This window comes from Pedobacter sp. KBW06, assembly GCF_003852525.1.
Lineage (GTDB): Bacteria > Bacteroidota > Bacteroidia > Sphingobacteriales > Sphingobacteriaceae > Pedobacter.
In genome coordinates, this window is record NZ_QAJL01000001.1 from 1,471,236 (window position 1) to 1,496,955 (window position 25,720).

General features: G+C 42.5%; 20 protein-coding genes. 8 read left to right on the forward strand and 12 right to left on the reverse strand.

Annotated elements, in window-relative coordinates; all coding sequences use genetic code 11:
• The 10 genes from DBR43_RS05785 to DBR43_RS05830 all read right to left on the reverse strand — a co-directional run bounded on the left by DBR43_RS05785 (position 1) and on the right by DBR43_RS05830 (position 11,455).
• Entirely contained in the window at positions 1 to 1,467 is a 1,467-nt protein-coding gene (locus DBR43_RS05785; protein WP_124578781.1) for a RagB/SusD family nutrient uptake outer membrane protein, read from the reverse strand.
• Positions 1,468 to 1,485: 18 nt separating this feature from the next.
• Positions 1,486 to 4,722, reverse strand: a complete 3,237-nt coding sequence (locus DBR43_RS05790) for a SusC/RagA family TonB-linked outer membrane protein (protein WP_158622438.1) — start codon at positions 4,720 to 4,722, stop codon at positions 1,486 to 1,488.
• A 321-nt stretch (positions 4,723 to 5,043) separates the two neighbouring features.
• Positions 5,044 to 6,192 carry a FecR family protein gene (locus DBR43_RS05795; RefSeq protein ID WP_124578785.1) on the reverse strand — a complete coding sequence of 383 codons (1,149 nt, stop codon included), beginning with the start codon at positions 6,190 to 6,192 and terminating at the stop codon, positions 5,044 to 5,046.
• Between the two features lie 79 nt (positions 6,193 to 6,271).
• On the reverse strand, positions 6,272 to 6,850 hold the full coding sequence (locus DBR43_RS05800; protein WP_124578787.1) for an RNA polymerase sigma factor: 579 nt from the start codon (positions 6,848 to 6,850) through the stop codon (positions 6,272 to 6,274).
• A gap of 121 nt (positions 6,851 to 6,971) precedes the next feature.
• Positions 6,972 to 7,484 (reverse strand): ClbS/DfsB family four-helix bundle protein, encoded by a 513-nt coding sequence (locus tag DBR43_RS05805; protein WP_124578789.1) that lies wholly within the window; start codon positions 7,482 to 7,484, stop codon positions 6,972 to 6,974.
• 25 nt (positions 7,485 to 7,509) lie between these two features.
• Positions 7,510 to 8,865 (reverse strand): MBL fold metallo-hydrolase, encoded by a 1,356-nt coding sequence (locus DBR43_RS05810; RefSeq protein WP_124578791.1) that lies wholly within the window; start codon positions 8,863 to 8,865, stop codon positions 7,510 to 7,512.
• Positions 8,866 to 8,951: 86 nt separating this feature from the next.
• Positions 8,952 to 9,365: a DUF6691 family protein gene (locus DBR43_RS05815; RefSeq protein WP_124578793.1), complete on the reverse strand. Its 414-nt coding sequence runs from the start codon at positions 9,363 to 9,365 to the stop codon at positions 8,952 to 8,954.
• A gap of 17 nt (positions 9,366 to 9,382) precedes the next feature.
• Positions 9,383 to 9,940: a YeeE/YedE family protein gene (locus DBR43_RS05820; protein ID WP_124578795.1), complete on the reverse strand. Its 558-nt coding sequence runs from the start codon at positions 9,938 to 9,940 to the stop codon at positions 9,383 to 9,385.
• A 4-nt stretch (positions 9,941 to 9,944) separates the two neighbouring features.
• A complete protein-coding gene (locus DBR43_RS05825; RefSeq protein WP_124578797.1) occupies positions 9,945 to 10,736 on the reverse strand; it encodes a sulfite exporter TauE/SafE family protein in 792 nt (263 codons plus the stop codon).
• 77 nt (positions 10,737 to 10,813) lie between these two features.
• A complete protein-coding gene (locus DBR43_RS05830) occupies positions 10,814 to 11,455 on the reverse strand; it encodes a Crp/Fnr family transcriptional regulator (protein ID WP_124578799.1) in 642 nt (213 codons plus the stop codon).
• Positions 11,456 to 11,492: 37 nt separating this feature from the next.
• Here DBR43_RS05830 and DBR43_RS05835 point away from each other — a divergent pair, with 37 nt between their 5' ends.
• The 3 genes from DBR43_RS05835 (at position 11,493) to DBR43_RS05845 (ending at position 16,116) form a co-directional block, all read left to right on the forward strand.
• Complete coding sequence (locus DBR43_RS05835) at positions 11,493 to 12,383, forward strand: helix-turn-helix domain-containing protein (protein ID WP_199756962.1); 891 nt, start codon at positions 11,493 to 11,495, stop codon at positions 12,381 to 12,383.
• A 65-nt stretch (positions 12,384 to 12,448) separates the two neighbouring features.
• Positions 12,449 to 13,027, forward strand: coding sequence for a DUF417 family protein (locus DBR43_RS05840; RefSeq protein WP_124578801.1), 579 nt, complete (start codon positions 12,449 to 12,451; stop codon positions 13,025 to 13,027).
• 104 nt (positions 13,028 to 13,131) lie between these two features.
• The gene (locus DBR43_RS05845; RefSeq protein ID WP_124578802.1) at positions 13,132 to 16,116 is read left to right on the forward strand and encodes a glycoside hydrolase domain-containing protein; all 2,985 of its coding nucleotides are present in this window, start codon (positions 13,132 to 13,134) and stop codon (positions 16,114 to 16,116) included.
• A gap of 75 nt (positions 16,117 to 16,191) precedes the next feature.
• Here DBR43_RS05845 and DBR43_RS05850 read toward each other — a convergent pair whose 3' ends face one another.
• Complete coding sequence (locus DBR43_RS05850; RefSeq protein ID WP_124578804.1) at positions 16,192 to 19,368, reverse strand: TonB-dependent receptor; 3,177 nt, start codon at positions 19,366 to 19,368, stop codon at positions 16,192 to 16,194.
• Between the two features lie 332 nt (positions 19,369 to 19,700).
• On the opposite strand from DBR43_RS05850, the gene lpdA reads away from it, so the two are divergent.
• The 3 genes from lpdA to DBR43_RS05865 all read left to right on the forward strand — a co-directional run bounded on the left by lpdA (position 19,701) and on the right by DBR43_RS05865 (position 22,566).
• Positions 19,701 to 21,089 (forward strand): dihydrolipoyl dehydrogenase, encoded by a 1,389-nt coding sequence (lpdA, locus tag DBR43_RS05855; RefSeq protein WP_124578806.1) that lies wholly within the window; start codon positions 19,701 to 19,703, stop codon positions 21,087 to 21,089.
• Positions 21,090 to 21,171: 82 nt separating this feature from the next.
• Entirely contained in the window at positions 21,172 to 22,011 is an 840-nt protein-coding gene (locus DBR43_RS05860) for an MBL fold metallo-hydrolase (protein WP_124578808.1), read from the forward strand.
• Positions 22,012 to 22,233: 222 nt separating this feature from the next.
• Positions 22,234 to 22,566: a YegP family protein gene (locus tag DBR43_RS05865; RefSeq protein WP_410522650.1), complete on the forward strand. Its 333-nt coding sequence runs from the start codon at positions 22,234 to 22,236 to the stop codon at positions 22,564 to 22,566.
• A 37-nt stretch (positions 22,567 to 22,603) separates the two neighbouring features.
• Here DBR43_RS05865 and DBR43_RS05870 read toward each other — a convergent pair whose 3' ends face one another.
• Positions 22,604 to 22,816, reverse strand: a complete 213-nt coding sequence (locus DBR43_RS05870; RefSeq protein ID WP_124578812.1) for a helix-turn-helix domain-containing protein — start codon at positions 22,814 to 22,816, stop codon at positions 22,604 to 22,606.
• 453 nt (positions 22,817 to 23,269) lie between these two features.
• Here DBR43_RS05870 and DBR43_RS05875 point away from each other — a divergent pair, with 453 nt between their 5' ends.
• Entirely contained in the window at positions 23,270 to 24,130 is an 861-nt protein-coding gene (locus DBR43_RS05875; RefSeq protein WP_008242129.1) for an RNA polymerase sigma factor RpoD/SigA, read from the forward strand.
• A 110-nt stretch (positions 24,131 to 24,240) separates the two neighbouring features.
• The gene (locus tag DBR43_RS05880) at positions 24,241 to 25,689 is read left to right on the forward strand and encodes a glyceraldehyde-3-phosphate dehydrogenase (protein ID WP_124578814.1); all 1,449 of its coding nucleotides are present in this window, start codon (positions 24,241 to 24,243) and stop codon (positions 25,687 to 25,689) included.
• Positions 25,690 to 25,720: the final 31 nt, after the last annotated feature.

The following is a 25,720-nucleotide window of genomic DNA, read 5'->3' on the forward strand; positions in this document are numbered from 1 at the left end:
TTATTTTATATAACCTTCATTTTGTTCCATATTTGGATTTGCGTTCATTTCCGACAATGGGATCGGCAGAACGGTTCTTAATGAAGTACTGGGAACCGCTATGGTCAGTCCGCCTGTACGGTATTTGGTGAACGCCAGTTTATGACGGGTAAGGTCGAACAAACGGTGTCCTTCAAAAGCAAACTCCTTACGGTTTTCAAGAAGGATCAGGTCTTGTAAAGCCTGTCCGGTTGCCGTAGTTGTTACTGCCGTGGCATCTGCACGTTTTGCTACCACATCTAAATCCGCTGCTGCGAGCGCATCTTTTCCACCTTGTTTAGCTCTCGCTTCTGCACGAATTAAATAGACTTCGGATAAGCGGATGACTTTAACACCTTCTTCATAAGTCGTGATGTTGTTGTATTTCGTAATCACGAAAGCAGGATCTTCTCCCCCGCTGCTGCTTCTTTTACTCTTAGCCATAAATCCCCTGCGTACATCTGTGCTCTTGTACAGGTTGTACAGGTCATCTGTAGCCAGACCATCGCCATAACTTGCACCTTGCAACAGAAAGCTCGACAAAGCATTTTGTGCCAGGTTATTGGTCGCTGTATATTGTACTTCAAAAATAGCTTCCGGATTGTTTTGAGTCCTGAAACCCGGCGCACCACCTGCATAATTAGCATTGGTCGATAAAGTATACTTATTGCTCGCGATTACATCTGTTGCCATTGCTTCTGCATTTACCCAATCACCCATATACAAATATACTCTTGCCAAAAGGGCTTTTGCCGCATAATGCGAGATATGCCCTCTGTTTGAAGCGGTAAATCCTACCGGAGCTGTTGCCGGAAGAATGGTAATTGCTTTTTGCAGGTCAGCTACAATCTGGGTATATCCTTCTTTCACGGTATTGCGCTTAGGAGAGATCACTTCTTCTTTACTCGTTCCGCTTTTGACCACTACCGGTACACCAAGATGACTGGCGTCAGCCGTTGCATTATAGGGTGCCGCAAATAAACGCAACAAGTCAAAATGTGCCAATGCCCTTAAGGTATAGGCTTCACCGATCAGGTGCTTCATTTCTGCTGTCTGAGTCTCAGGAACCACCAGTTGTTCTCCTTTGGCAATAATGATATTGCTGTTTACCACCGTCTGATATCCACGTTCCCAGGCACCTGAAGCACTGCCATCATTGGTGAGTGTAATGTATTGATCATAACTGGTATACCTGTTGGAATTCCTTCTGCTGATATACATATTGTCGGCGAGCAGATCTGGCAGCACCGTAAAAGTACGGCCATAATAATCAACACTTTGCAGGAGTCCATAAGTCCCCATTACCGCAGCTTTTGTAGTCGGCAAATCAATTACCACCAAATCCACTGCAGTTTGCTGTTGCGGATCAATTTCAAGAAACTCCTTTTTACAAGAACCAAAGGATAAGGCCACCATCAGTAATGGTAATATTTTATATGAATGTTTCATCGTTTTCTGCTTAACTGTTTAAAATTTAAGATCAAGACCCAGGAGCGCCGTTTTATAAACCGGTACATTTTTATCGGCAAGACCGTCTATTCCTACCTCCGGATCAAAGCTGATTCGTTTATCCTTGATATAAGTGTACAGATTGTTCGCTCTGAAATAAATCCTTGCACTGGAAAGCTTCGCATGTTTGATCCAGCTCATTGGCAACTGATAGCCCAGAGACACATCGCGAAGGCGGATATAATCGCCATCATAAAGGAAACGGGAAGAAGTCTGACCTGAAGCGCCTGACTGTGTACCCAGGAATACCATTTTAGGCTGATCTGTAATATCTCCCACATTACGCCACCTGTTTTCATAAGCATAACGCGTCATCTTTGTAGTAGGTGTAAAACCTCCTGAACCATCAGAAGCACTGGTTCCGCCATAATTGTCGTACACCTTATTTCCGAAGTTAAAGTTCAGCTGGAAGCTCAGGGAGAAACCTTTATAAGTAAAGGTATTTGTTAAACCACCAAAGAAATCAGGCAATGCACTTCCCTGATTGAACTGAGTAGCGGATCCATATACATTTGTGGTTTGGGTTTTAGTACCATCAGTATACCATAAGGCATCTCCGTTTGCAGGATCAACACCTGCGTAACCAACCATGTATAACTGATAGAAATCTCCACCTTCAAAACGGTTGTACACCCCTGAAACAATAGGACTGCTTAACGTGGTAATCTTATTCTTTATCGTAGAAATATTGAAACTGGTTGTCCATCCGAAACCATTATTTTCAGGCTTGAAGTTGATGCTGTTTAATTCCAGCTCCAGTCCTGTATTTTTCATCGCGCCAATATTGTCCGTATAGGTTCTCAATCCGTTTGTGGCCGATATTGGTCTGTTTAACAATAAATCTGAGGTAGCACGTGTATAATATTCAAAAGTACCTGACAACCTATTGTTGAGCACACCAAAATCCACGGCGATATTAAAAGGCTTGTTCTTCTCCCAGGTCAACAGGTTATTTCCATAGTTAGAGAAAACCAGACCCGGTGCATTGTCATAGCTTGAACTGCTATATAAAGCACGGGAAACAAAATTATCAATATCCTGGTTTCCATTCACCCCATAACTCGTTCTCAGACGCAAATCAGAAACGACGTCTTGTGCTGCCATAAAGCTTTCTCTGCTCAGGTTCCATGAAGCACCAAGAGACCAGAAATTACCCCATCTTTTTGCAGAACCAAATCGGGAAGAACCATCACGACGTGCAGAGGCACTTAAATAGTATTTCGACTTATAATCTGCTGAAGCATTTAAGAATACCGAATTCAGCGCATTGGCTGTGCCGAAAGATCCTCCTTCCGATAATATCGAAGCATTATCTAAAGTATACGTGTTTGGCAGGAAATTCTTTTTAGTCAGGTTATTACCTACGTTCACTACTTTTTGTGCTTCATAACCAATATAGGTTTTTAGGCCAAATTCGCCAAAAGTCTCATTAAAACGAAGAATCGTGGTATTTACCCAGTTCGTTGCACGGGCCGTTGAAGAGGTTGCCCTTCCACCATCTGTACGCGAGGTACCCACACCAGATTTATTATATTCCAGACGTTCATCATAACCGAAACTGATATTTGATTGGTTTTCGACAGACAAAGATGGGATAATCTGATATTTTGCCAGGAAATTACCCAGCATTCCATAAGCATCTCTCTTATCAAAACTCTCCAGCACCTGGGCCATCGGGTTGTAACGGTTAAAATAACTGAAATCATAAGTACCATCATCATTGTATGCCTTTAACCAGGGCTGATAAATGGTGTACATACGAACAGGGTTTCCAAAGGTTCCTCCATCAGCCTGACCTTCGGTATGGCGATAGTTGATTTGAAGGCCTCCGTTAAATGAAAGGTTTTCTGTAGCCTGGTTGCTCAGTCTCAGGTTACCGGTACTTCTGGTAAATTCACTACCCAATAAAGCTGCTTTAGCAACATAATGACTTCCGGAAACATAAAACTTAGTTTTCTCCGTACCGCCGCTTGCAGAAAGATCCAATTGCGTATGGTTTCCTGTACGGGTGAGCAGATCGAACCAGTTGGTATTCACGTTAGGATCAACTGCATTGTCTGCCAAAGCTTTATCGAAAAGTGCAGGATCATTGTCTTTTGGCTTATTGCCCCATCCTTCTCTCAGCAACTCCAGCATCTCAGTCGTGTTCAAAGGCTTATGACCTTTAATATTCGTCACATTATTTGCACCTGTTTGTGCAGAGGCCGTAATCACAGTTTTACCTGACACACCTGCTTTCGTGGTGATTAAGATCACCCCATTTGCCGCTCTTGATCCATAGATCGAAGCTGCAGAAGCATCTTTCAAAACCGTTACATTTTCGATATCGAAACTGTTCAGACTATTGATTTGTCCGGATTCCAAAGGAATTCCATCCACCACATACAGCGGACCACTTCCGGCGTTTACCGAACCAATACCACGGATCCTTACATTAGGAACCGCTCCCGGCTGACCAGAACCATTTGAAGAAACCAAACCCGCAACATTTCCCTGCAAAGTTTCCTGAATGCTGGCTCTTGGACTACCACCCAAAACATCAGATTTCAGTGTTTTTGCAGATCCTGTAAAGGAAGCTTTAGTCTGTGTACCATAAGCAACGACCATTACCTCAGCAAGGTCCTGATTGGAAGGCACTAAAGAAATGTTCTTCAATACATCCCCTTTTGAGACCTCTACAACAACGGTTTGTTTTTCATAACCTATAAATGTAGCCGTCAGCTGATATTTACCAGCTTTTGAAAGGTTAAACGCATATTCTCCCGATGAATTTGTCTGGGTGCTTTGTTTAAAACCTTCCGCATGCAACTGGATGCTCACCCCTGGAAGTGGCAGCCCCGTCTCATCGATTACCTTTCCTTTTAATACCATCGTCTGGGCGGCACCTTCAGATTTGATCAGTTCCAGCTCTTTTCTTCTTAGCAGGACATTATTTCCAACGATCTTAAAAGTTAGCGGAAGCACCTTTGAACATTCGTTTAAAACAGATTCCAGGGAGGCGTTTCGTACTTCGATAGAAATTCTGGTCTGGCGGATATCATGATTGTCGTAAAAAAAGACATATCCGGTTTGTCTTTTTATGGATTCCAAAATCCTTTCTAAAGGCGCATTTTTTTCCTTCAGGCTGATTTGGCTGTATCCTTTTGCACTGGCCTGCATCAGGGCCAGGAACAATAAGATGGAAGTCAACTTCATAATAAGTAGCAATTTAGGAGGTAGCCATGTCTTGGACATAGCTATAGTAATAGCATTAAAATTCATACTTTTGTAATGTTTGGGTTAATACAGTAAATAGTTCGCAAGATTGTTTTGTCCCGGATTTTACCGGGAAAGGTTAACTCAGATATTCCGCAGTTGTGCTCGAACACTTCTGCGGTTTTTTATCAGCAGATGCTTCCTTTGGGAAACACCGCTCTTTGTTGAATTACCCTGATCTGGGATCAGTCTTTTCGTAGTTTTCTTTCCATTTCTTTTTTTGTTTGTTTGGTGAGTATGGTTTGGTATTTATAAGTTGGTCTATTTTGTGACAGTGATGGTCTTGCCATCTACTCTGAAATGCACTTTAAAGAAGCTCAGGATGTCCAGTACTTCCGATAAGTTGATATTGCGGTGGATCTCCCCGGAAAATTGCCTTGCCGGCAGTGTTCCTTCGTAATTGACCTGTACATCATACCATCTGGCAACGGAGCGCATGACCGTTTGCAGGTCTGCATCTCTAAACCTGAACATGCCATTTTTCCATGCCATAACTTCTTCTTCATTCACTTCTGCTACATTCAGCTGTGCGCCACGTAATGCCGATTGCTGTCCCGGTTTCAGGATCAATTCTTTTACCGCAGCTGAAGGGCTGATCACTTTAACCGCCCCTTCCAGTAAAGTTGTTTTTACTGCAGACTCATCGGTATAAGAATTGATATTAAAATGAGTCCCCAGCACTTCTACCGTCTGCGTTGTTGTGGACACTTTGAAAGGCATTTCCGGGCGTACTTTAGCCACTTCAAAATACGCTTCTCCCGTTAAACTGACCTGACGGACCCCGGCAGTGAATACCGCAGGATAACGCAATGAAGAGGCAGCATTGAGCCATACTTTTGTTCCATCGGGCAGGTTAACCTGGTATTGTCCGCCTTTGGGGGTAGCGATCATGTTCATTGCCGGTCCTTTAGCCGCAACTGCCGAAGGGGAAAGGGTATACACCAGCTGCCCATCTTTAGTTTTGGTAATCGTGATACCAGCCTGTTCTGCCAGCTTCCCATTTCCGGCTTCATCAAGCGTAATTTGTTTGCCATCCGCAAGTGTTAGTACCGCCTTATTGCCCCCGGGAAGAATTACCGGCTGCGTTTCCGGCTTTACTTTGGACAACTGTTGCTTTGAAGAAGCTAATGGGGAAGGACTGAAGAAATCCAAAGCCAGGGACCCCAGCAATACCACTGCTGCTGCTGTCCCAATTGCGGGCCAAAGGTTACGCCTAACTGGTTTTACCTCTTCTACACCATGAATTGGCATCCTGTTCCAGATCCGGTCAGTGGCATCCGTAATTTGAGTATCGGAAAGCAAATTGCCTTCCTCCTGTTCAAACTTCAGATACCATGTTTCTACAATTGCTTTTTCTGCATCCGTACAATTTCCTGTCCTGTATTTCTCTAGTAATTCTTTTGCCTCCATGAGCTTTATCCGCTAATTAGAGTATAGACGGTTAGCCCGGGCTTAGGGCGTAAAAGAAAATGAAAATATTTTCAATTATTTAATGATGTCCCAGATAAAGCAGAAAGCTGATCAGGCCAAACTTGCTTCTAAGGATCTTCAACGCATTGTTGACATGCTTTTTAACCGTCATTTCTGACAGTTCCAGTTTGCCGGCGATTTCTTTATGGGAAAGGTTCGCTTTCCTGCTCAGCTCAAAAACCTCCCTCATCTTGGCCGGCAAGGCGCTGATCTCTTTTTCGATCAGGGCGCTCAATTCATTTTCTCTCACCAGGTGATCGGTAACCGCTTCGCTATGGTCAATGAAATGCTGAAGGGAGACCATGTATGCTGATGCTACTTTTTTATGGGAGATCACATCGATGATCCTGTTTCGGATCGCCTGATAAAGGTATCCGGAGAGGTTTGTCTTTAAAAAAAGTTCTTCTCTTTTGGTCCAGAGGGAAGTGAAAAGCTCATGTACCACATCGTCTGCTTCCTCTTGATTTCTCAGCCTGTTATAGGCGTGGATATACAATAAGCCTTTATATCGATTGTAAATTTCGGTAAAAGCAGTTTTGTCACCATCCTTCAGAAATGTAACTAAATCATGATCGGTTAAAGTCGTGTACAAGGTCATACTTTGGAATCTGCCCCCCTTTTATGAAGATTCCGCTCAATATTAATTAAATTTTCTGTAAAACCTTTAAAAGGTCAATGTAATCAAATTGTTAAGTACCACACAAAACACTGATTTATAATCACATTAGCTTCATTTCCTTTTTCCATTTGCGAAGGCGTCCTCTGGCATTCACATATGGGGAGGAGGTATTAAACTGGACCATCCTCCCCATTGTCCATTTGTCATACCAGGCAAGGCCATAAAGTGCCTCATTACTTTTTTCTTCCAGTACAGACAGGATCTGTTGTACGGCCTGTTCCAGTTTCCCGCTAATCGTTTCCAGGCTGTCCCCTTCATAATCTTTATAAAATTTCTGCGCCAGTTTCCCCAGCTCATTCCATTTATATCCGGTTTCCGGAAAATCTACCGGTAAAGCAAGCGCTTTTCGCTCCTGCCATTTCAAGACCAGTTCCGCCCATCCGCAGAGGTAAGACAGCAAGTTGACCACCGTCATTTTGGTATCTTTTGCATGTCCCTCCAGTTCGGGAAGCTGTGCCTGATTTTCTGAAATGCCTGCGATCTCTGCTTTTAACTTCTGATAGCTTGTCCGGATTGCGGTTAAAAGTTCTTCCTTATTTTGGGGGACTGCCATATGATGCTCTTCCTGTTGATGGATGCTATTTTTCTGATGCGGTAAAGTCGCGGGTAGCTCCTCCTAAATCATAGACCGGAATTTTCGCACCCAGTTCCGCAGCGATGATACTGCTTCCTGCAGCACTTCTGCTTCCGCCGGCACAGTGTACCACAATTGGTTTTCCTGCCGGAACTTCTTTAATGCGCTCCCTTAATTCTCCAAGCGGGATGTTCAGCGAATCTGCGAAGATGGTTTTCTTTTTCACCTCATTTTCATTTCTGATGTCAATAATGGTAAAATCGTCCGGATTACTGATAAAATATTCCAAAGGCATCACCGGCATGATCACATCTCCTGTATAGGTTACAAATGCAGCTTCGATCAAATCTTCATAGCCAATGCTTGCTGTTCTCCGGACCAGTTCGGTTAATTGTTCCTGATCGGCAGCTGTCAGGTAGAATTTCTCTCCCGGCCTTACAATACTTCCCAACCAGGTTTCAAATTTCTTACCATAGACGATGTTGATCGCTCCCGGTAAATGTCCTTCCTTAAAAAGGTTTTCGGGACGGGCATCGACTACTAAAATATCTTCATGAAGTGCTTCGGCATCAGGATGATTTAAAATCTTCACTTTTTCCATTTGCGGTAGAAACGCAGCAGCACCTTTACGGTTCAGGTCTACATCAAAGCCGAAATATTTAGGAATGAACGGCTGATCGGCGATGAGTTCCTGTACGAAGTCATCTTCCTTCATTTCCTGTAAAGACCAGTTGCTCAGCTTCTCTGCCCCTATCGTGCTTGAGTTGGCGCTGCTCAATGCTTTACCACACAAGGTTCCTGAACCATGTGCCGGATAAACCAGAACCTCATCCGCTAATTTCATCATTTTATCCCTCAGCGAATGGTACATTTTCCGGGCCAGTTCTTCTCTTTTCGCCTGCAGGTTTCCTACAGATTCCCTTAAATCCGGCCGGCCACAATCCCCGATAAATAAGGTATCGCCTGTAAACACTGCTTTATCGCGTCCATCATGTTCCAGTACAATGGAAATGCTGTCGGGAGAATGCCCCGGAGTATGCAGGCTTTTCAATTTTATTTTACCGAAACTGATCTCCCCGCCTTCATCAAAAGGCCTGAACGGATAAGATACTCCTGTTAAACTGTGTGCATATATTGTTGCCCCGGTATCCTGATGAATCTGCAAATGACTGCTCACAAAATCCGCATGGGGATGCGTTTCGATCACACCGATGATCGTTGCTTCAAATTGCTTCGCAAACTCATAATAAGGTTCCGGATTACGGGAAGGATCGATCAGTATGATCTTTTGTTCACATTCGCTGACTATTGCATAGCTGTAATGGGCTAAAAATTCATCTTTAAATTGTTCTATAATCATCTTTATTGTTTTTAACGTAAAACCCTTTGTCCCTACAAATTTGGGCATTATGGACTACTTTTTTAGTGATGAAAGTCACACATTGTTTAATGAGGCAATTTATCTTTGATCAGTCCGTAAAGAAATGTTCCCAGGAGCGCACCTATAATGACGATCGCCATTGTCAGATAGCCATAGCCCAGGTTTACAAACATTGGCCCCGGACAGGCACCGGTCAAAGCCCATCCCAAACCAAAGATCGTTCCTCCGATCAGGTATCTGGTATACGGACGTTCTTTATCTTTGAATACGATCGGAAGTTGGGAAGCATCTTTCCAATTCATTTTTTTAATCAGAAATACCGAGATCGCGCCCAGAACAACTGCTGTTCCGATGATGCCATACATTTGAAAAGACTGGAAGCGGAACATCTCGTAAATCCGGAACCAGGATACCGCTTCCGATTTGATCATGACAATGCCAAAAAGAATTCCGGCAAGGATATATTTTATTGATTTCATGTGTTGCAGATTTATAGTTACAGAATAAAAGGAAGAATCAGCCAGGTCATCAGTAATCCGCCGATAAAAAAGCCAATTACGGCAATCAGCGAAGGAAGCTGTAAATTCGACAAGCCCGAAATCGCATGACCAGAAGTACAGCCACCTGCATATCTTGAACCGAACCCAACCAGAATTCCCCCTGCCAGCAATAACAACCAGGTCTTAGGACTGGACAATGCGCCAAGGGAAAACAACTCGTCCGGGTTAAGTGCCCCGTTAAAATGAATGCCAAGTCCTTTCAGCTCTGCGACCGTATTTGCCGACAATTGCAGTTCATTCGGATTGCTCAGAAACTGAGCCGAGATCCAGCCTCCGATGATGGAACCCAATAAAAACAAGAGGTTCCATTGCTGTGCTTTCCAGTTAAAATCAAAGAATTTCACTTTCTTCCCTGCACCTGCCATACTGCAAATGGTCCTTAAATTGGAAGAGAAGCCGAATGATTTGCCCCAGAAAATCAGCATAAGCATGATCAGTACGATCATAAAACCTGAGAAATACCAGGGCCAGGGTTGTCTGATGAAGTCTATCATAATGTTAAAGAATTTCTTTTAAGAGGATATAGCTCCCCATTAATAATACAAACCAGCCAAAACCGGTTTTTAATTTTTTACTATCTACTTTCGCACTCATTTTACCTCCGACAAAAATTCCGGTCACTGCGATAGCGGTAATCTTTAGCAGAAATAACCAGTCGATCTCGAAATGGCCAAAGTCGCCGGAAAAACCGATCAAAGAGTTGAGCGCGATGATAAAAAGAGAAGTACCAATCGCTTCTTTCATCGGAAGGCCCACCAATACCACCAGGGTTGGAATCAGCAGGAATCCACCTCCGGCACCCAACAATCCGGTTGTTAAACCAATTCCTACCCCATAACACAGCAGTTTAGGCAAATTCAGTTGTTCCTCTGCTTTGTTGCAAACTTCTGCCGTCTTCCCATTTCTGATCATGGCAATTGCTGCAGTGAGCATCAAAATGGCAAACAATACCATCATCAGCATTCTTTCTGTCAGCTCAAAATGGTCGAATGTTGCAATGTGCTGAGGGATTGCCGGAATCAGAAACTTCCTCGTCAGCCATACCGTACTGATCGAGCTGATTCCGAATAAAAAAGCTGTTTTCACCTGAACCAGGCCATTTCTATAGTTCTGCCAGGCGCCAACCAGACTGGTACATCCTACAATGAATAAAGAATAAGAGGTAGACAGCAAAGGCGGGACTCCAAAAAGATAAACCAGCACAGGAACGGTCAGAATCGATCCGCCCCCTCCTACCAATCCCAAAGAAATACCAATCAGCGCTGAGGCCAGGTATGCAACAACTTCCATAAATCAATTTAAATAATAAGCTTAGGACAAATATGTAGATTCTTCCGCTGACATCAGGTGACTTTTGTCACCGGCCATCAGTTTAACAATGCGATATAATTTCTATATAGCTGGATCTCCCCTCTTTGTTCCATCTTTTTCAGTAACCTGGAGATGACTTCCCTTGAAGAGTTCAGGTCTGTGGCAATCTCCTGATGGGTTAAGTTCAGTTGTTTAGTACCCAGATGTTCACCTTGTTTTTTAAGGTAAAAACCCAAACGCTCATCCAGTCCGTTAAAGGCAATGCTATCGATAACCAGCAAGAGCTCTTCAAATCTGGAGCGGTAAGTTTCCATCACAAAGTAGTACCAGCTGGGATACCGCTTCATCAATTCGTCCATCAGTGCAATGGGAACCATTAAAATCGTACTGTCCTCAATCGCTTTCCCCATGATTTTACTCGATTCCTGCTTTGCAGCGCAGATCATAGAAAGGGCACATGCATCTCCCGGCTGAAGGTAATACATAAAAAACTCGTTGCCATCTGTACCCTCCCGGTAGAGTTTCACCCGTCCTTTTACAATCAGAACGGTAGACCTGAAATACTGTCCCGTTTGCATCAGCAGCTCAGTAGCTTTAAAGCTTTTCATGGTCACATGTGCGATTAGTTTTTCCTTTAATACAGGTTCAAACTGAGGAAATAATTCATGGATGTAATCACTGATGCTGTTTTGAGTCATGTTTTACGATATTTTAGGTGTTTCCAGCCTTAAATGTATGATTAATTCTAAATTTGAAACGATGGCCAGTTTTGTCGCTAAAAAATATTCCTCCGCCTCCGGAGATTGTATGTTGTCTCTTCAGGAAACAGATGCCGGGCTGTTGGCGCATCCCAGTCAACATTCACGTTATACCATTCTGTTTATTAAAGAGGGAAAAGGCGTTTTTCAGGCAGACTTTGGAAGTTTCTCATTTGAAGGACCTGTCATCTTTTTTGCCACCCCTTATCAGGCCATTCATTTTAAGGAAGCTCCTTTATCCAGGGTCCGGATGCTCCAGTTTCACGGTGACTTCTATTGTATAGAATACCATAAGGCCGAAGTGGCTTGTAATGGACTGCTGTTTAACAACATCTTTCTCGAGCCTTCGATTGCATTGCTTCCGGAAGAGTCTGTTTCATTTTCAGAACTCATGACGCAGCTGGATGCAGAACTTTCCAGGGAGGAACCCAATGAAGCCGTTCTTACCGCTTATTTACAGTTGTACCTCGCGAAGGCGAGCCAGATCAAGTTAAAGTCTGCTCCGGCTAAACTTCAAAAAAACGATTCCCTGCTGGAAGATTTCAAAATTGCACTGGAGACGAACTTCCTCCGGATGCGTAAGCCCGCGGATTATGCCGCTTTGCTCCACCTCAGTCCAAATGCGTTGGCCAAACGCTGCAGCCGTTATTTCGGTAAATCTCCTTCCAGATTAATTCAGGAACGTATCGTGTTAGAAGCTAAAAAGAAGCTGCACCTGAGCAGACAAAGCATTAAAGAAATCGCTTATTCACTCAATTTTGAAGACGAATATTATTTTAGCCGTTTCTTTAAAAAGCTGACAAAAGTCTCTCCACAGACCTTCCGTGAGAAAACAGGCATTTCTATTATGGCTGATTTGTCCATCTGATATCCTTTATTGTCCATGGCAGCAGCCGGACACAGCCGGTAAATTTGCAGGATAACAAATCTATCATGTCCAATAAATTTTCTTCCTTAGCCCATTCCCTTGCCGGTTTATCCGGTTTAAGCATTCGTCTGATCCGCATCTCCATTGCCATTGTCCTGATCTGGATCGGCGGTTTAAAAGTATACCACTATGAGGCCGAAGGCATTGTGCCTTTTGTGGCCAATTCTCCTTTTATGTCGTTCTTTTACGCACATCCTGAGGACTACAAGGCACATATGCAAAAAGAAGGAGAAGCCAATCCCGACAAGATTGCCTGGCATGAAGCCAACCATACCTATCTTTTTTCCTACGGATTGGGCAGTGTGCTCGTTGTCCTTGGTTTCTTATTACTGGCCAACAGATACCATCCGGGAATCGGAATGACCGGGGCCGGCCTGGTCATGATCATGTCTGTCGTCACCTTATCTTTTCTCCTGACCACCAAAGATTCCTGGGTTCCTGCTTTAGGGGATCCTGACCATGGTTTCCCATTGCTTTCTGCCAGAGGCAGATTGGTGATTAAAGACCTGATTATGATGGCAGGAGCTTTTACAGCACTTTGTGATTCGGCAAAACAATACCTGAATTCTAAGGCTTTGAAATAAGGCAAACCCTGGCATAGCCTTTACACAAACGATTGCGTTGATTTATTTTCCGCGGCAGGGTAAATAACTGCTAATTTTAAATATAAATCAACATAACCGTTCGTATGAAAAAATACCTTGTACCATTTGTTTTAATCTTTCTTGGCGGTACTGCTACTGCCCAGGAATTAAAATACACCAATGGGAATGATGCCTGGAACCCCGACTCTCTGGGCAATCATCGTGTGGTCCTTAATGTCAGCAGTAGCGGGAAGGTTGCCAAAGCAGTCATCCCATGGAGAAGAAAGGACCTCCAGCCGGAACAAAAAGAACTCTGGGTGGTAGACGCGAAAAGCAATCAGAGAATTGCCCATGTGAAAATTGCCGGCATCAGCAGAGAGCAGGGGACCATTTACTTTGAACCGACCTCCGGAGCCGGAACGTATTACGTTTATTATATGCCTTATAAAGTAGATGGCCGTTCCAATTACCCCAACGCAAGTTATCTCAAAAGACCCGCCACGACTGATGCAAGCTGGCCGGGCGCGACAGATAAAGCTGCCCTGGTGAAGGTGCAGGAAATCCAATCGGTAAACGCCATCAACAGCAATTACCCGATGGAGGTGATTGCCACAGCACAGGAGACGGAAAACCTGATCAGACAGCATCCGGATAAATCTTACTTTGTTTTTCCTGAAGATCGCCTGAACCCCATAAAGATGAGCACAGACCTGCCACAGCGCTGGATCCTGAAAGGTTTAAAAAACAGCTTTTCAGCCACTGCTGCAAAGGGAGAAAACTTCGCTTTCCAATTTGGGATCTATGCGGCTAAAAAAGAGCTCAACAATGTTGAAGTTAAGTTTACCGACCTTAAAAGTAAAAGCGGAGGACGCATCCCTGCCGGTCTGCTTTCCTGTCTGAATACCGATGGTACAAACTGGAATACGCTTCCTTTACATAAAACCGTAAATGTTGCTAAAGGCAAGGTTCAGGCCCTTTGGGTCCTGGCTAACCTGCCCAAAGATGCAGCTGCAGGAACCTATACCGGAACAGCTACCGTTTCTGCCAAAGGCGAAGCAAAGACGACCATTCAAATCAGCATACAGCTGAGCAATCAGCTTGCCGTAGAAGGCGGAATTAACGAGCCCTGGAAACAAACCCGGTTAACCTGGCTTAACTCTACCCTGGCACAAAAGAATGAAGTCATTGCGCCTTATATTCCTTTAGTGGTAAAGGAGCAGACCATCTCCTTACTAGGCAGAAAAATCGCGCTAAACAAAGATGGCTTACCTGCACAGATCCAGACCTTCTTTACACCGGAAATGACAGAATTGTCTGCGACTCCAAAGGACATCCTGACCGAACCGATCCACTTCCACGTAACCGGTGCCGATCATAAAGACATCAGCTGGAAAAACGGTCCGGTAACCTTTACAGAAAAACAACCCGGAACGGTACAATGGAATACCACCAATACTTCCGACAAGTTAACCATGCAGGTAAATGGCGCTGTTGAATTCGACGGTTTTCTTTCTTATACCGTTCAGCTGATTGCGCAACAGGACATCAGTCTGGACGATGTCCGCTTACACATTCCATTTACCGAAGCCGCATCAAAATACATGATGGGCCTGGGGCTTAAAGGTGGAAACAGACCGGATACGCTGAAATGGAAATGGGACGTAGCGAACAAAAACCAGGACGGTGCCTGGATCGGAGATGTGAATGCAGGTTTACAATATTCTTTGAGAGATCAGCATTATGTACGCCCGCTGAATACGAATTTTTACCTGCAGAAACCATTGATCCTTCCTTCTTCCTGGGGAAATGAAGGCAAAGGCGGAATCCAGGTTTTTAAAAAGGGAAAAGCAATCCTGTCCGATAATTACAGCGGAGCAAGGATGATGAAAAAGGGAGATACCTTGTATTACAATTTCACCTTGCTCATCACGCCTTTCCATCCGATCAATACGGATTTTCAATGGAGCAACAGGTTTTATCATAAATATGATAACCTGGATACGATCAAGGCAACGGGGGCAACACTGATCAATATTCACCACGCAACCCCGATCAATCCATTTATCAATTACCCTTTCATTGCCCATAAAGAGATGAAATCTTATATCAATGAGGCACATTTGAAGGGACTGAAAGTGAAAATTTACAATACGGTACGTGAGCTATCCAACAGTGCCTACGAGACCTTCCCTTTGCGAAGCCTTGGCCATGAAATCTATTCTCCCGGAAAAGGTGGCGGTTACTCCTGGTTACAGGAACACCTGGGTGAAGATTATATCGCCGCCTGGTATGTTCCGGAAATCAAAGATGCGGCCGTGGTAAACAGCGGAATGAGCAGATGGCATAACTATTACGTGGAAGGCATGAACTGGCTGGTAAAGAACGTAGGTATTGATGGCATCTATCTGGATGATGTTGCCTTCGACCGGACGACCATGAAACGCATAAAAAGGGTCTTGACAAAAGATGGTCATCCTGGAATTATTGACCTTCACTCGGCCAATCAATACAATAAGAGCGATGGTTTTAACAACAGTGCCAACCTTTATATGGAGCACTTCCCCTACCTGAACCGGCTGTGGTTTGGTGAGTATTTTTACTATGACAAAAACAGTCCTGATTTCTTCCTTACGGAAGTCTCAGGGATTCCTTTCGGACTGATGGGCGAAATGTTGCAGGATGGTGGAAATGCCTGGAGAGGGATGGTTTATGGCATGACGAACAGGATGCCATGGAGTGATGGTGCTGATCCACGTCCGATCTGGAAAGCATGGGATAATTTTGGCATGCAGGGCAGCAAAATGATCGGCTACTGGGTAGAAGACAATCCGGTGAAGAGCAACCATGCAAATGTGCCTGTAACCATTTACAGAAAAGATAAAAGTGTTTTAGTGGCCCTGGCCAGCTGGGCAAATGAGGATGTTAAAATTAAGTTGAACATCGACTGGAAAGCTTTAGGCATTGACGCGGCTAAGGCGACCATCACTGCGGCAGAGGTGAAGAACTTCCAGCCAGCGGCAAGCTTTAGGGATCAGGAAGAAATTACTGTGCCGAAAGGAAAAGGCTGGATGCTGGTGATTAAGGAGTAGCCTGAACTACATCCAATAAAAAATCCCCGCTCCTTTATCAGGAACGGGGATTTTTTATGTGATATTGAATTGGTATTAGTTAAATAAATATCTCACACCAATTTGTGCTTGCCATCTTGAATCAAATTGAGATACATTGTATGGTAGGTCACCTGCAGGAGCTTTGAAGTTGAAACCTCTGTCGCTTGACTGCGTAGTATTGTAGTTAATGATAGTGTTTGCACCGTTAGTTACAAAGTATTTTCTACCCCAGTCCTTGTTTAACAAGTTACCAAAGTTGATGATGTCAAGAGACAATTGTAATCTGTTTTTAGTGCTTCCGATCATACCACCAAGATCTTGCATTACACGTAGATCAAACTGATGTTCCCAAGGCATTTTAGCAGTATTACGTTCTGCATATTCACCTCTGTGTTTGCTTAGGTAAGGATCGTTCGAGATAAATTTATCAAGTGCAGTCCATTGCTCTGCAGGAGTAGCTGAACCAGCAGCAATCACCACCTGGTTTGAAGCATTTCTGGTATAGAAAGGAACCAGTTTAACTTCGCTTGCAGTTCTTGGAATATAGATTAAGTCATTCGCATTAGCGCCATCACCGTTAAGATCACCATTATAAAGGTAAGTAAACGGAGAACCTGATCTACCAACATAGATCATTGAAATTGACGTTCCGAAAGTTTTGTTTTTACCATAGTTCACACCATAGCTTAAGCTGCTGACAATGCGATGTCTAAGGTCAAAGTTTGAGAAAGACAATGGTGGGTTGTTGGCATCATTAACGATCTGGTTAAACTGCCAGTTAGAGAAAGCAGTACTGTTTGCTGCACTGTTCACATCTTCTGATTTACCATAAGTATAGGCTCCCATTAAGCTCAAACCGAAGTCAAATGATTTCGACAACTGACCTGTTAAAGTATAAGAAGATCCTTTGTTGGTGTTTTGCAATAAAAGTACGTTTGTGAAAGTTGAACTTACTTTACCAGAATAAGCAGGTCTTGTATCCTGTCCACCTGAAAGGTTAGCAGGGATTACACCTGATTGACCTTTAACATTGATGTTCTGATAAACCACGTTGTTTACTGTTTTAGAGTAAAGGGCGTCAACAGTTGCTAAAATACCACCTGGTAATTTAATGTCCGCACCTAAGCTATAACGTAAAGTTTGTGGAAGTCTGAATTTATCAGCTAATAAATTCACTTCGTATGTTTTACCCTGAGTACCGGCAGTGCTTTGTTTGTTAGGATCTGGCTGGAACGTAAGTGGAACTGCTGTACTTGCAGTCTGATCTACGCTACCATACAACATACCACTGTTTGTGAACTGATTCGCCATCCATACAAAAGGAACACGACCTGTAAACAAACCAATACCACCTCTGATCTGTGCTGACCTGTCGCCATTCACATCCCAGTTAAATCCGATTCTTGGAGAAACCAGGATTTGTCCGCTAGGCAATTTATTAGTGTATAAACCCGGGAAAGTTGAAGTAACCAATGGGTTATCCAATGGCTTATCAAAGAACAAAGGAACATCTACTCTTAAACCTGCAGTTAACTTAAAGTTTTCAGCAGCTTCGATCTCATCCTGGAAATAGAAACCAAGTTGAGCAGCAGAGAATGCAGCAGCAGGGCGGTTATCACCAGGAACGATTGAATAAGCAGCCTGAACCCTGTTTGGTTTGTTAGCTGTTAAATAATCATCCAGGTTATTATATTGCCAGTAACCACCAACGTTATTGATGAACAAGTTTCTGAACTTGAAGAATTCGTTATGTGTACCTAAAGTAAAGGTATGTTTACCTGCAAATAGTTTCAGGTTGTTTGTAAATTCAAAGATATCCTGATCTAATTCGTTCGCACCAGAACTTCTCTCTGTACCAAAATTCACAGACTGACCAGGGATACCGTTCATGTTGTTGATCTGGATGTGTGGGAAAAATGTTCCGGCCGGATCTCTCTTATCTCTGATTCTTGAATAACCAATGATTAAGTTATTTGAAAGGTTTTGATTAAAACGGCTTCTTAACTCTAAAACAGATACGTTTTGAGTGTTGCTGAATTTGAAAGCATTGTTACCAAAACGGAATGATGTACCGCTTCTTGAAATGTTGTCATCATAAGCATCAATATAGTTGTGACGAAGTGTCAATTGATGTTTATCGCTGATGTTCCAGTCTAAACGGGCTAAAACTTTATTACTTTGAGTTTGAGTCTGAGTTTCACCGAAAGAACCTACATCATAGTTATACTTGCTCTTTGTGAAATCTGCAATCTTCTGTGCGTCGTCTTTGCTCAAAACTGACAAAGGATCACCTGCGTTAAACGACGTTGGTTGTTTAATACGGGTCATCTCACCACTCACGAAGAAAAACAATTTGTTTTTTACGATTGGGAATCCAAGACGTGCACCATAAGTAGTGTTGTAAAATTCACTTGCTTTAGTGTTTAAACCATCTACACTTTTACCAACAGTATTTTGATTTCTGCCAAAGAAATAAGCAGATCCTTCTACTGTATTTGTACCTGAACGGGTAATCGCATTGATACCACCACCAGTAAAGTTACCCTGAGTAACATCATAAGGAGCAACCACTACCTGAATCTCCTGAATTGCATCCAGAGAAATTGGTTGTGTACCTGCCGGCCCACCCGGAGTACCATTTGAAGACAAACCGAAAACATCATTATTAACCGCACCATCGATGGTGATGTTGTTAAAACGGTTGTTGGCACCAGCAAAACTGCTACCGTTAACCTGTGGTGTTAAACGGGTGAAATCCTGAAGACTTCTGCTTAAAGAAGGTAAGCCTTCAATCTGTTCTTTAGAAACAGTTGTTGAAGCACCTGTTCTTTTACTGTTCAATACGGTGCTGTTTTTTCCAATCACCTGTACTTCCTGTAAATCCTGGCCACCTTCTTTCATGTTAATTTTAAGGGCGAAAGTCTCACCTAATTTAAGGTAAATGCCTTCTACTTTTTCTGCTTTATAGCCAACATAACTTACAGAGATGGTATATGGTCCACCTGTGTTAATGTTCACGAAGTTATATCTACCTTCACCACTGGTGGTAGCAGTATACCTTGTTCCTGTTGGATTATGGACAGCGATAACAGTTGCTCCGGGCATACCACCTTTTGCATCGTTAACAACCCCACTTAAATTGGATGTGGTAACCTGAGCCATTGCTGCAGAGAACGTTCCCGCAAAGACTAAGATCATGACCACGAATTTAATTAGTAATGATTTCTTCATACTTTTTTTAATTACTTTTCGTTTTTTTATGATATTCCAATATTAAATATCGCGACAAAGGTAAATATTAATTTATCCTACACCTTGATTTCAATGTTAAATTATTATTAAATATCACAATATTTTTCAACATTTAACATCTTATTTAACATATCTAACTTTCAGTTTACCAGCAAATTGTTTTTTCTTCAAAAACAGATCTCCCTCATAAAAATGTAACATCTTCAAATTATATCGCCTAAAACGTCTTTACAAAAATCTTAGAAGCGGTATTAATGAACAATTTTTTTAATTTTGGCAATTACTTAAGTTAAAATTCCTTTATATAAGATATGAACTACGATGTAATTGTAATAGGCAGCGGTCCTGGTGGATATGTAGCTGCAATAAGAGCTTCTCAGTTAGGTTTGAAAACTGCAGTAGTAGAACGCGAATCTTTAGGCGGAATCTGCCTTAACTGGGGTTGTATCCCTACCAAAGCCTTGTTAAAAAGTGCACAGGTTTTTGAATACATCAACCATGCAGCTGAATACGGAATCAAAACTGCGGCAGCTGAAGCTGATTTTGCTGCTGTAATTAAACGCAGCCGTGGTGTTGCCGATGGCATGAGCAAAGGTGTTCAATTCTTAATGAAGAAGAACAAAATTGATGTGATCATGGGTACCGGTAAAGCAAAACCCGGAAACAAGGTAGAGGTTAAAGCTGCTGACGGAACACAGAAAGAATATACTGCAACCAGTATTATATTGGCTACAGGTGGCAGATCAAGAGAATTGCCTAACTTAAAACAAGACGGTAAAAAAATCATCGGTTACAGACAGGCGATGGTCCTTCCTGAGCAGCCAAAATCTATGGTTGTTGTAGGTTCAGGTGCTATCGGTGTGGAATTTGCATATTTCTATGCAACTTTAGGTACGAAAGTAACCGTGGTTGAATTCATGGAAAACATCGTTCCTGTAGAAGACGAAGACATTTCAAAACAATTGTTGCGCAGCTTCAAAAAAGCAGGTATAGAAGTGATGACTTCTTCCAGCGTAGAATCTGTTGATACCAGCGGTACAGGTTGTAAAGTTCAGGTAAAAACAGCTTCAGGCATGCAGACTTTAGAATGTGACATCGTTCTTTCTGCTGCTGGTGTGGTTGCCAACATAGAAAACATAGGTTTAGAAGAAACCGGCATCAAAACTGAAAAAGGTAAAGTTGTTGTGGATGAATTCTACAATACCAACGTAAAAGGTTATTATGCAATCGGTGATATCGTTTCCGGTCAGGCTTTAGCGCATGTCGCTTCTGCAGAAGGAATCATCTGTGTAGAGAAAATTGCTGGTCATAAACCAGAGCCTTTAGATTACAACAACATCCCGGGATGTACTTACTGCAGCCCTGAGATCGCTTCTGTTGGTTATACCGAGAAAGCAGCAAAAGCTGCCGGATATGAGTTGAAGATTGGTAAATTCCCTTTCTCTGCTTCAGGTAAAGCCAGCGCTGCCGGTGCTAAAGATGGTTTTGTAAAAGTAATCTACGACGCCAAATACGGAGAATTGCTTGGTGCACACATGATCGGTGCAAATGTTACAGAAATGATCGCTGAGATCGTAGTGGCCCGTAAACTGGAAACTACAGGTCATGAAATGCTGAAATCTGTACATCCTCACCCAACCATGAGTGAAGCGATTATGGAAGCAACTGCTGATGCTTACGGTGAAGTTATTCACTTGTAACCCATAAATAAACGATAAAAAAACCTGTTGAGCTTTCAACAGGTTTTTTTTTACTTTTATATTTTCCTTAACCGAATGCAATATGAACTTACATACGATTGATACCGGATTATTTAAATTAGACGGAGGTGCCATGTTTGGTGTCGTTCCAAAAGCTATCTGGCAGAAAAGCACCCCTGCTGATGCAAATAACATGTGTACCTGGGCCATGCGCTGCCTGCTGGTTGAAGACGGAGACCGGCTGATTTTAATCGATAACGGTATTGGCGACAAACAGGATGAGAAATTCATGGGGCATTATTACCTTCATGGAGAAGATACCTTAGACAAATCCCTGGCTGCAAAAGGCTTCTCCCGGGACGACATTACCGACGTCTTTTTAACGCATTTACATTTCGATCATTGCGGAGGTTCCATTGTCCGCCAGGGAGATAAACTTCGCCCTGCGTTTAAAAATGCCTTTTACTGGAGCAATGCCAAACACTGGGACTGGGCAGTAAATCCCAACGACAGAGAAAAAGCTTCTTTCCTGAAAGAGAACATCCTGCCCATCCAGGAAAGCGGGCAATTGCGTTTCGTAGAAGACGTGGAAGGCGTTTCCTTTCATGAGGGCATCAATATTCGTTTCGCTTACGGCCATACCGATGCAATGATGCTTCCCCAAATTCAATATAAAGGTAAAACCCTGGTCTATATGGCAGACCTGCTTCCCTCAGTTGGACACATTCCTTTACCTTACGTCATGGCTTACGATATGTTTCCTTTAACCACCCTGACCGAGAAGAAATCTTTCCTTCAGGAAGCCGCAGAGAAAGAATATATCCTGGTGCTGGAACATGACGCAGTTAATGAATGTTGTACGCTGCAACAGACAGAAAAAGGCATCAGGCTGAACCGTACGTTTGACCTGGCGAGTATATAATCATGTTAAAGCCTTTACTGAAGGATGTTTATTAAGTACAACAGTAACTACTTGTTATATACAACAGCAGCCTGGCGTATAGCTTATCGCAGTATGACAGGGGGCACAATCCCCTCTTGCTGAACCTTTAACAGAAAAATAATAGGATCGCTTTTTGTTTAACCTTTGTTTTTTTATAAATTGGATTATTAATAATCAACCTAGAAAACCAAAAAAAAAACGATTATGGGAAAATTCGAGATCAAAACACGAAAAAACAACGAATTTCAGTTCGATCTGAAAGCAGGCAATGGCCAGGTCATCTTAACAAGTGAAGGTTATACCACCAAGAGTAACTGCATCAATGGAATTGAATCCGTTAAAAAGAACTCAAAAGACGACAGCAAGTTTGACAGAAAAACTTCGACAAACGGAAAGCCGTACTTTAATTTAAAAGCCACCAACGGACAAGTGATCGGAACAAGTGAAATGTATGAGTCGGAAGCAAGCCGCGATAACGGAATTGAATCTGTGAAAAAGAACGCACCAGAGGCCGAGATTTCAGACCTTACTTAATCCTTATAAAAAGATATGGACATTCCGGAGTACAGCGTTATGATTCAACGGCACTGTACTCCAGAATATCTCCAGGCTGACAGTCCAGTACTTCACAGATGGCATTCAGCGTCTCCAGCCTTATCGCCTTTGCTTTACCCGTCTTCAGGATGGAAAGGTTTGACATCGTAATCCCTACCCGCTCGCTTAACGCGGTAAGGGACATCTTCCTCCTCGCGAGCATCACATCCAGATTTACAATTATTGCCATATTTACACGATTAATTCCAGTTATTCATTCCAATGATGCCCTGTTTTAAATACATCAGCAATGCCATTCCTATAAATGTTCGTCAAAAAGCACTATTTTCAATTCTTTTCATTTTATGTCAGGATGACTTGTCCTGCACTTGTCAGAATAAAAATTTCAGCTTTAGGTAATTTTTACTTTCTGACTTCTGCAAGACAAAGCATATTTCTATGCAAACATAAGGCATTTGTTATTACTAATCATCATATAAATATTGATTTACAATAAATACATGTCAACAATCAATAAGGGCTCAAAATACTGACAAAAGTATTTTGGAATAATTATTGCTGTTAAAATATTGTAGAAATAACAGTTGTAAACTGTAACATTTTCAGGAATTTATGTTTTCAAATTACCTTTAAATTCTTACTTTTGCACGTTCAAACACATAACGAGTACCAAAGCATATAAATGAGACAACTCAAAATCACGCAATCCATTACCAATCGCGAAAGTCAATCTTTAGACAAATACCTTCACGAAATTGGTAAAGTAGATTTAATCACCGCCGAAGAAGAAGTAATATTAGCAAGAAAAATACGCGAGGGAGATCAGGCCGCATTAGAACGTTTAACAAAGACTAACCTACGTTTCGTGGTTTCCGTGGCAAAACAATACCAAAATCAAGGTTTAACGTTAGGAGATTTAATTAATGAGGGTAACCTTGGTTTAATTAAAGCTGCAAAGCGTTTTGATGAGACCAAAGGTTTTAAGTTTATCTCTTATGCGGTTTGGTGGATCCGTCAGTCTATATTGCAGGCTATTGCAGAGCAAAGCCGTATCGTTCGTTTGCCATTAAACCAGGTTGGTTCCCTAAGTAAAATCAGTAAAGCCTTCTCTAAATTAGAACAGGAATATGAGCGTGAGCCTTCTCCGGAAGAATTGGCAGATATCCTGGAAACTACGGTAGATAAGATCTCCGATACTTTAAGTAACTCAGGACGTCATGTATCTATGGATGCCCCATTTGTTCAGGGTGAAGAAAATACATTATTAGATGTATTGGAAAACCATGAGCCAAATACAGACAGCAGCCTGATCAATGAATCTCTTTCTGAAGAGATCAAACGTTCACTCTCTACACTAACAGAACGTGAGCGTGAAATCATCGTTCTTTTCTTTGGATTAAGTACCAACCACCCCCTATCTCTTGAAGAGATCGGAGAGAAATTTAACTTAACCCGTGAACGTGTTCGTCAGATCAAAGACAAAGCTTTACAACGTCTTCGTCATACTTCCAGAAGTAAAATATTAAAATCATACCTGGGATAAGCAAAATTCAGCTGAGCCAGCCAGGGCGATAAATTATATAAGTAAAAAAGATTGGGTACTCGCTCAATCTTTTTTACTTTTGTGCCATTCTAACCAAAAATATTCCACGCATGCTAAAGAAATACCAATCCGAATTCCAGAGTTGGATTGAAAAAGAGAAAAAAGCGATTGAATTGATTAACGTTGTTGGCCAATTGTGGTTCGACAGATCTATTGAACTGGTACTATTCCGTAAACCTTTATTTGATGTTGGAAGCAGTGAAATACTTGCGCATCACCAATATGCAAAAGAAGTAAGCGGCAAAGACATCAGCATTTACGAAACACTGGAACTTGCCGTTACCATTTCTAAATGTAACCTCGCCCCATCACGTGTTGACATTGGCAGACTAGCTTCAGAATGGCTGGAAGACAACAACAATTATCCTACAATGCACGACTTTGTAGTGAGCAAACTCAGCAAACACATCGGTAAAGACAAAATCAGCTTAAAACCTAAAGACGTTGTTCTTTTTGGTTTTGGACGTATTGGACGTATCGCCGCACGTGAACTGATCCTTCAGGCCGGTAAAGGAGAACAATTGCGCTTAAGGGCTATTGTTACCAGAAGCTATAGCGATGAAGAACTGATCAAAAGAGCAGAGTTACTACGCACAGATTCCATCCACGGTCCTTTCAACGGAACGATTGTAGAGGACTTTGAAAACAAAGCACTGATCATCAATGGTCAGACGATCTTTTTCATCGAAGCAAAACAGCCTGATGAAGTTGATTATACGCTTTATGACATCCATGATGCCCTGCTGATTGACAATACAGGGATTTTCCGCGACCGTGAAAGCCTGGGCAGACACCTGACTGCCAAAGGAATCAGCAAGGTATTACTGACTGCACCCGCTAAAGGAGACATTCCTAATGTGGTGGCAGGAATCAATGATGCCCATATTGATTATGCAAATGAAACGATTTTATCCAATGCATCCTGTACCACCAATGCCATTGTACCGGTATTGAAGTTAATTGATGATGCTTTTGGAATCGAAAAAGGACATATTGAAACGGTTCATTCTTATACGAATGACCAGAACCTGTTAGACAATTACCATAAAAAATATAGAAGAGGCAGGGCTGCTGCATTGAACCTGGTGATCACTGAAACCGGTGCAGATAAAGCAGTAGCAAAAGTCATCCCTCACCTGGGTGGCAAGCTGACCGGAAATGCCGTGCGTGTTCCTACACCAAACGTTTCCCTGGCAATCCTGAACTTATCGTTAAACAAAGTGACTTCCAAAGAAGAAGTAAGCGAGATCTTAAGACAAGCTTCCCTTTTCGGCGACCTCTCTGAGCAAATCGAATACTCCATCTCCAATGAGCTGGTAAGTACCGATTTAATCGGAAACAGTCATGCTTCCATCGTTGATGGCCCGGCAACGATTATGGCGAAAGACAATAAATCAGTGGTACTTTATACCTGGTACGACAATGAATATGGCTATACCAGACAGGTGATCCGCCTGGCTAAAAAATTAGCTGGAGTAGTGAGGTTAACTTATTACTAATCGCTTTAAAAGCAATAAAAAAGGCCGGTGT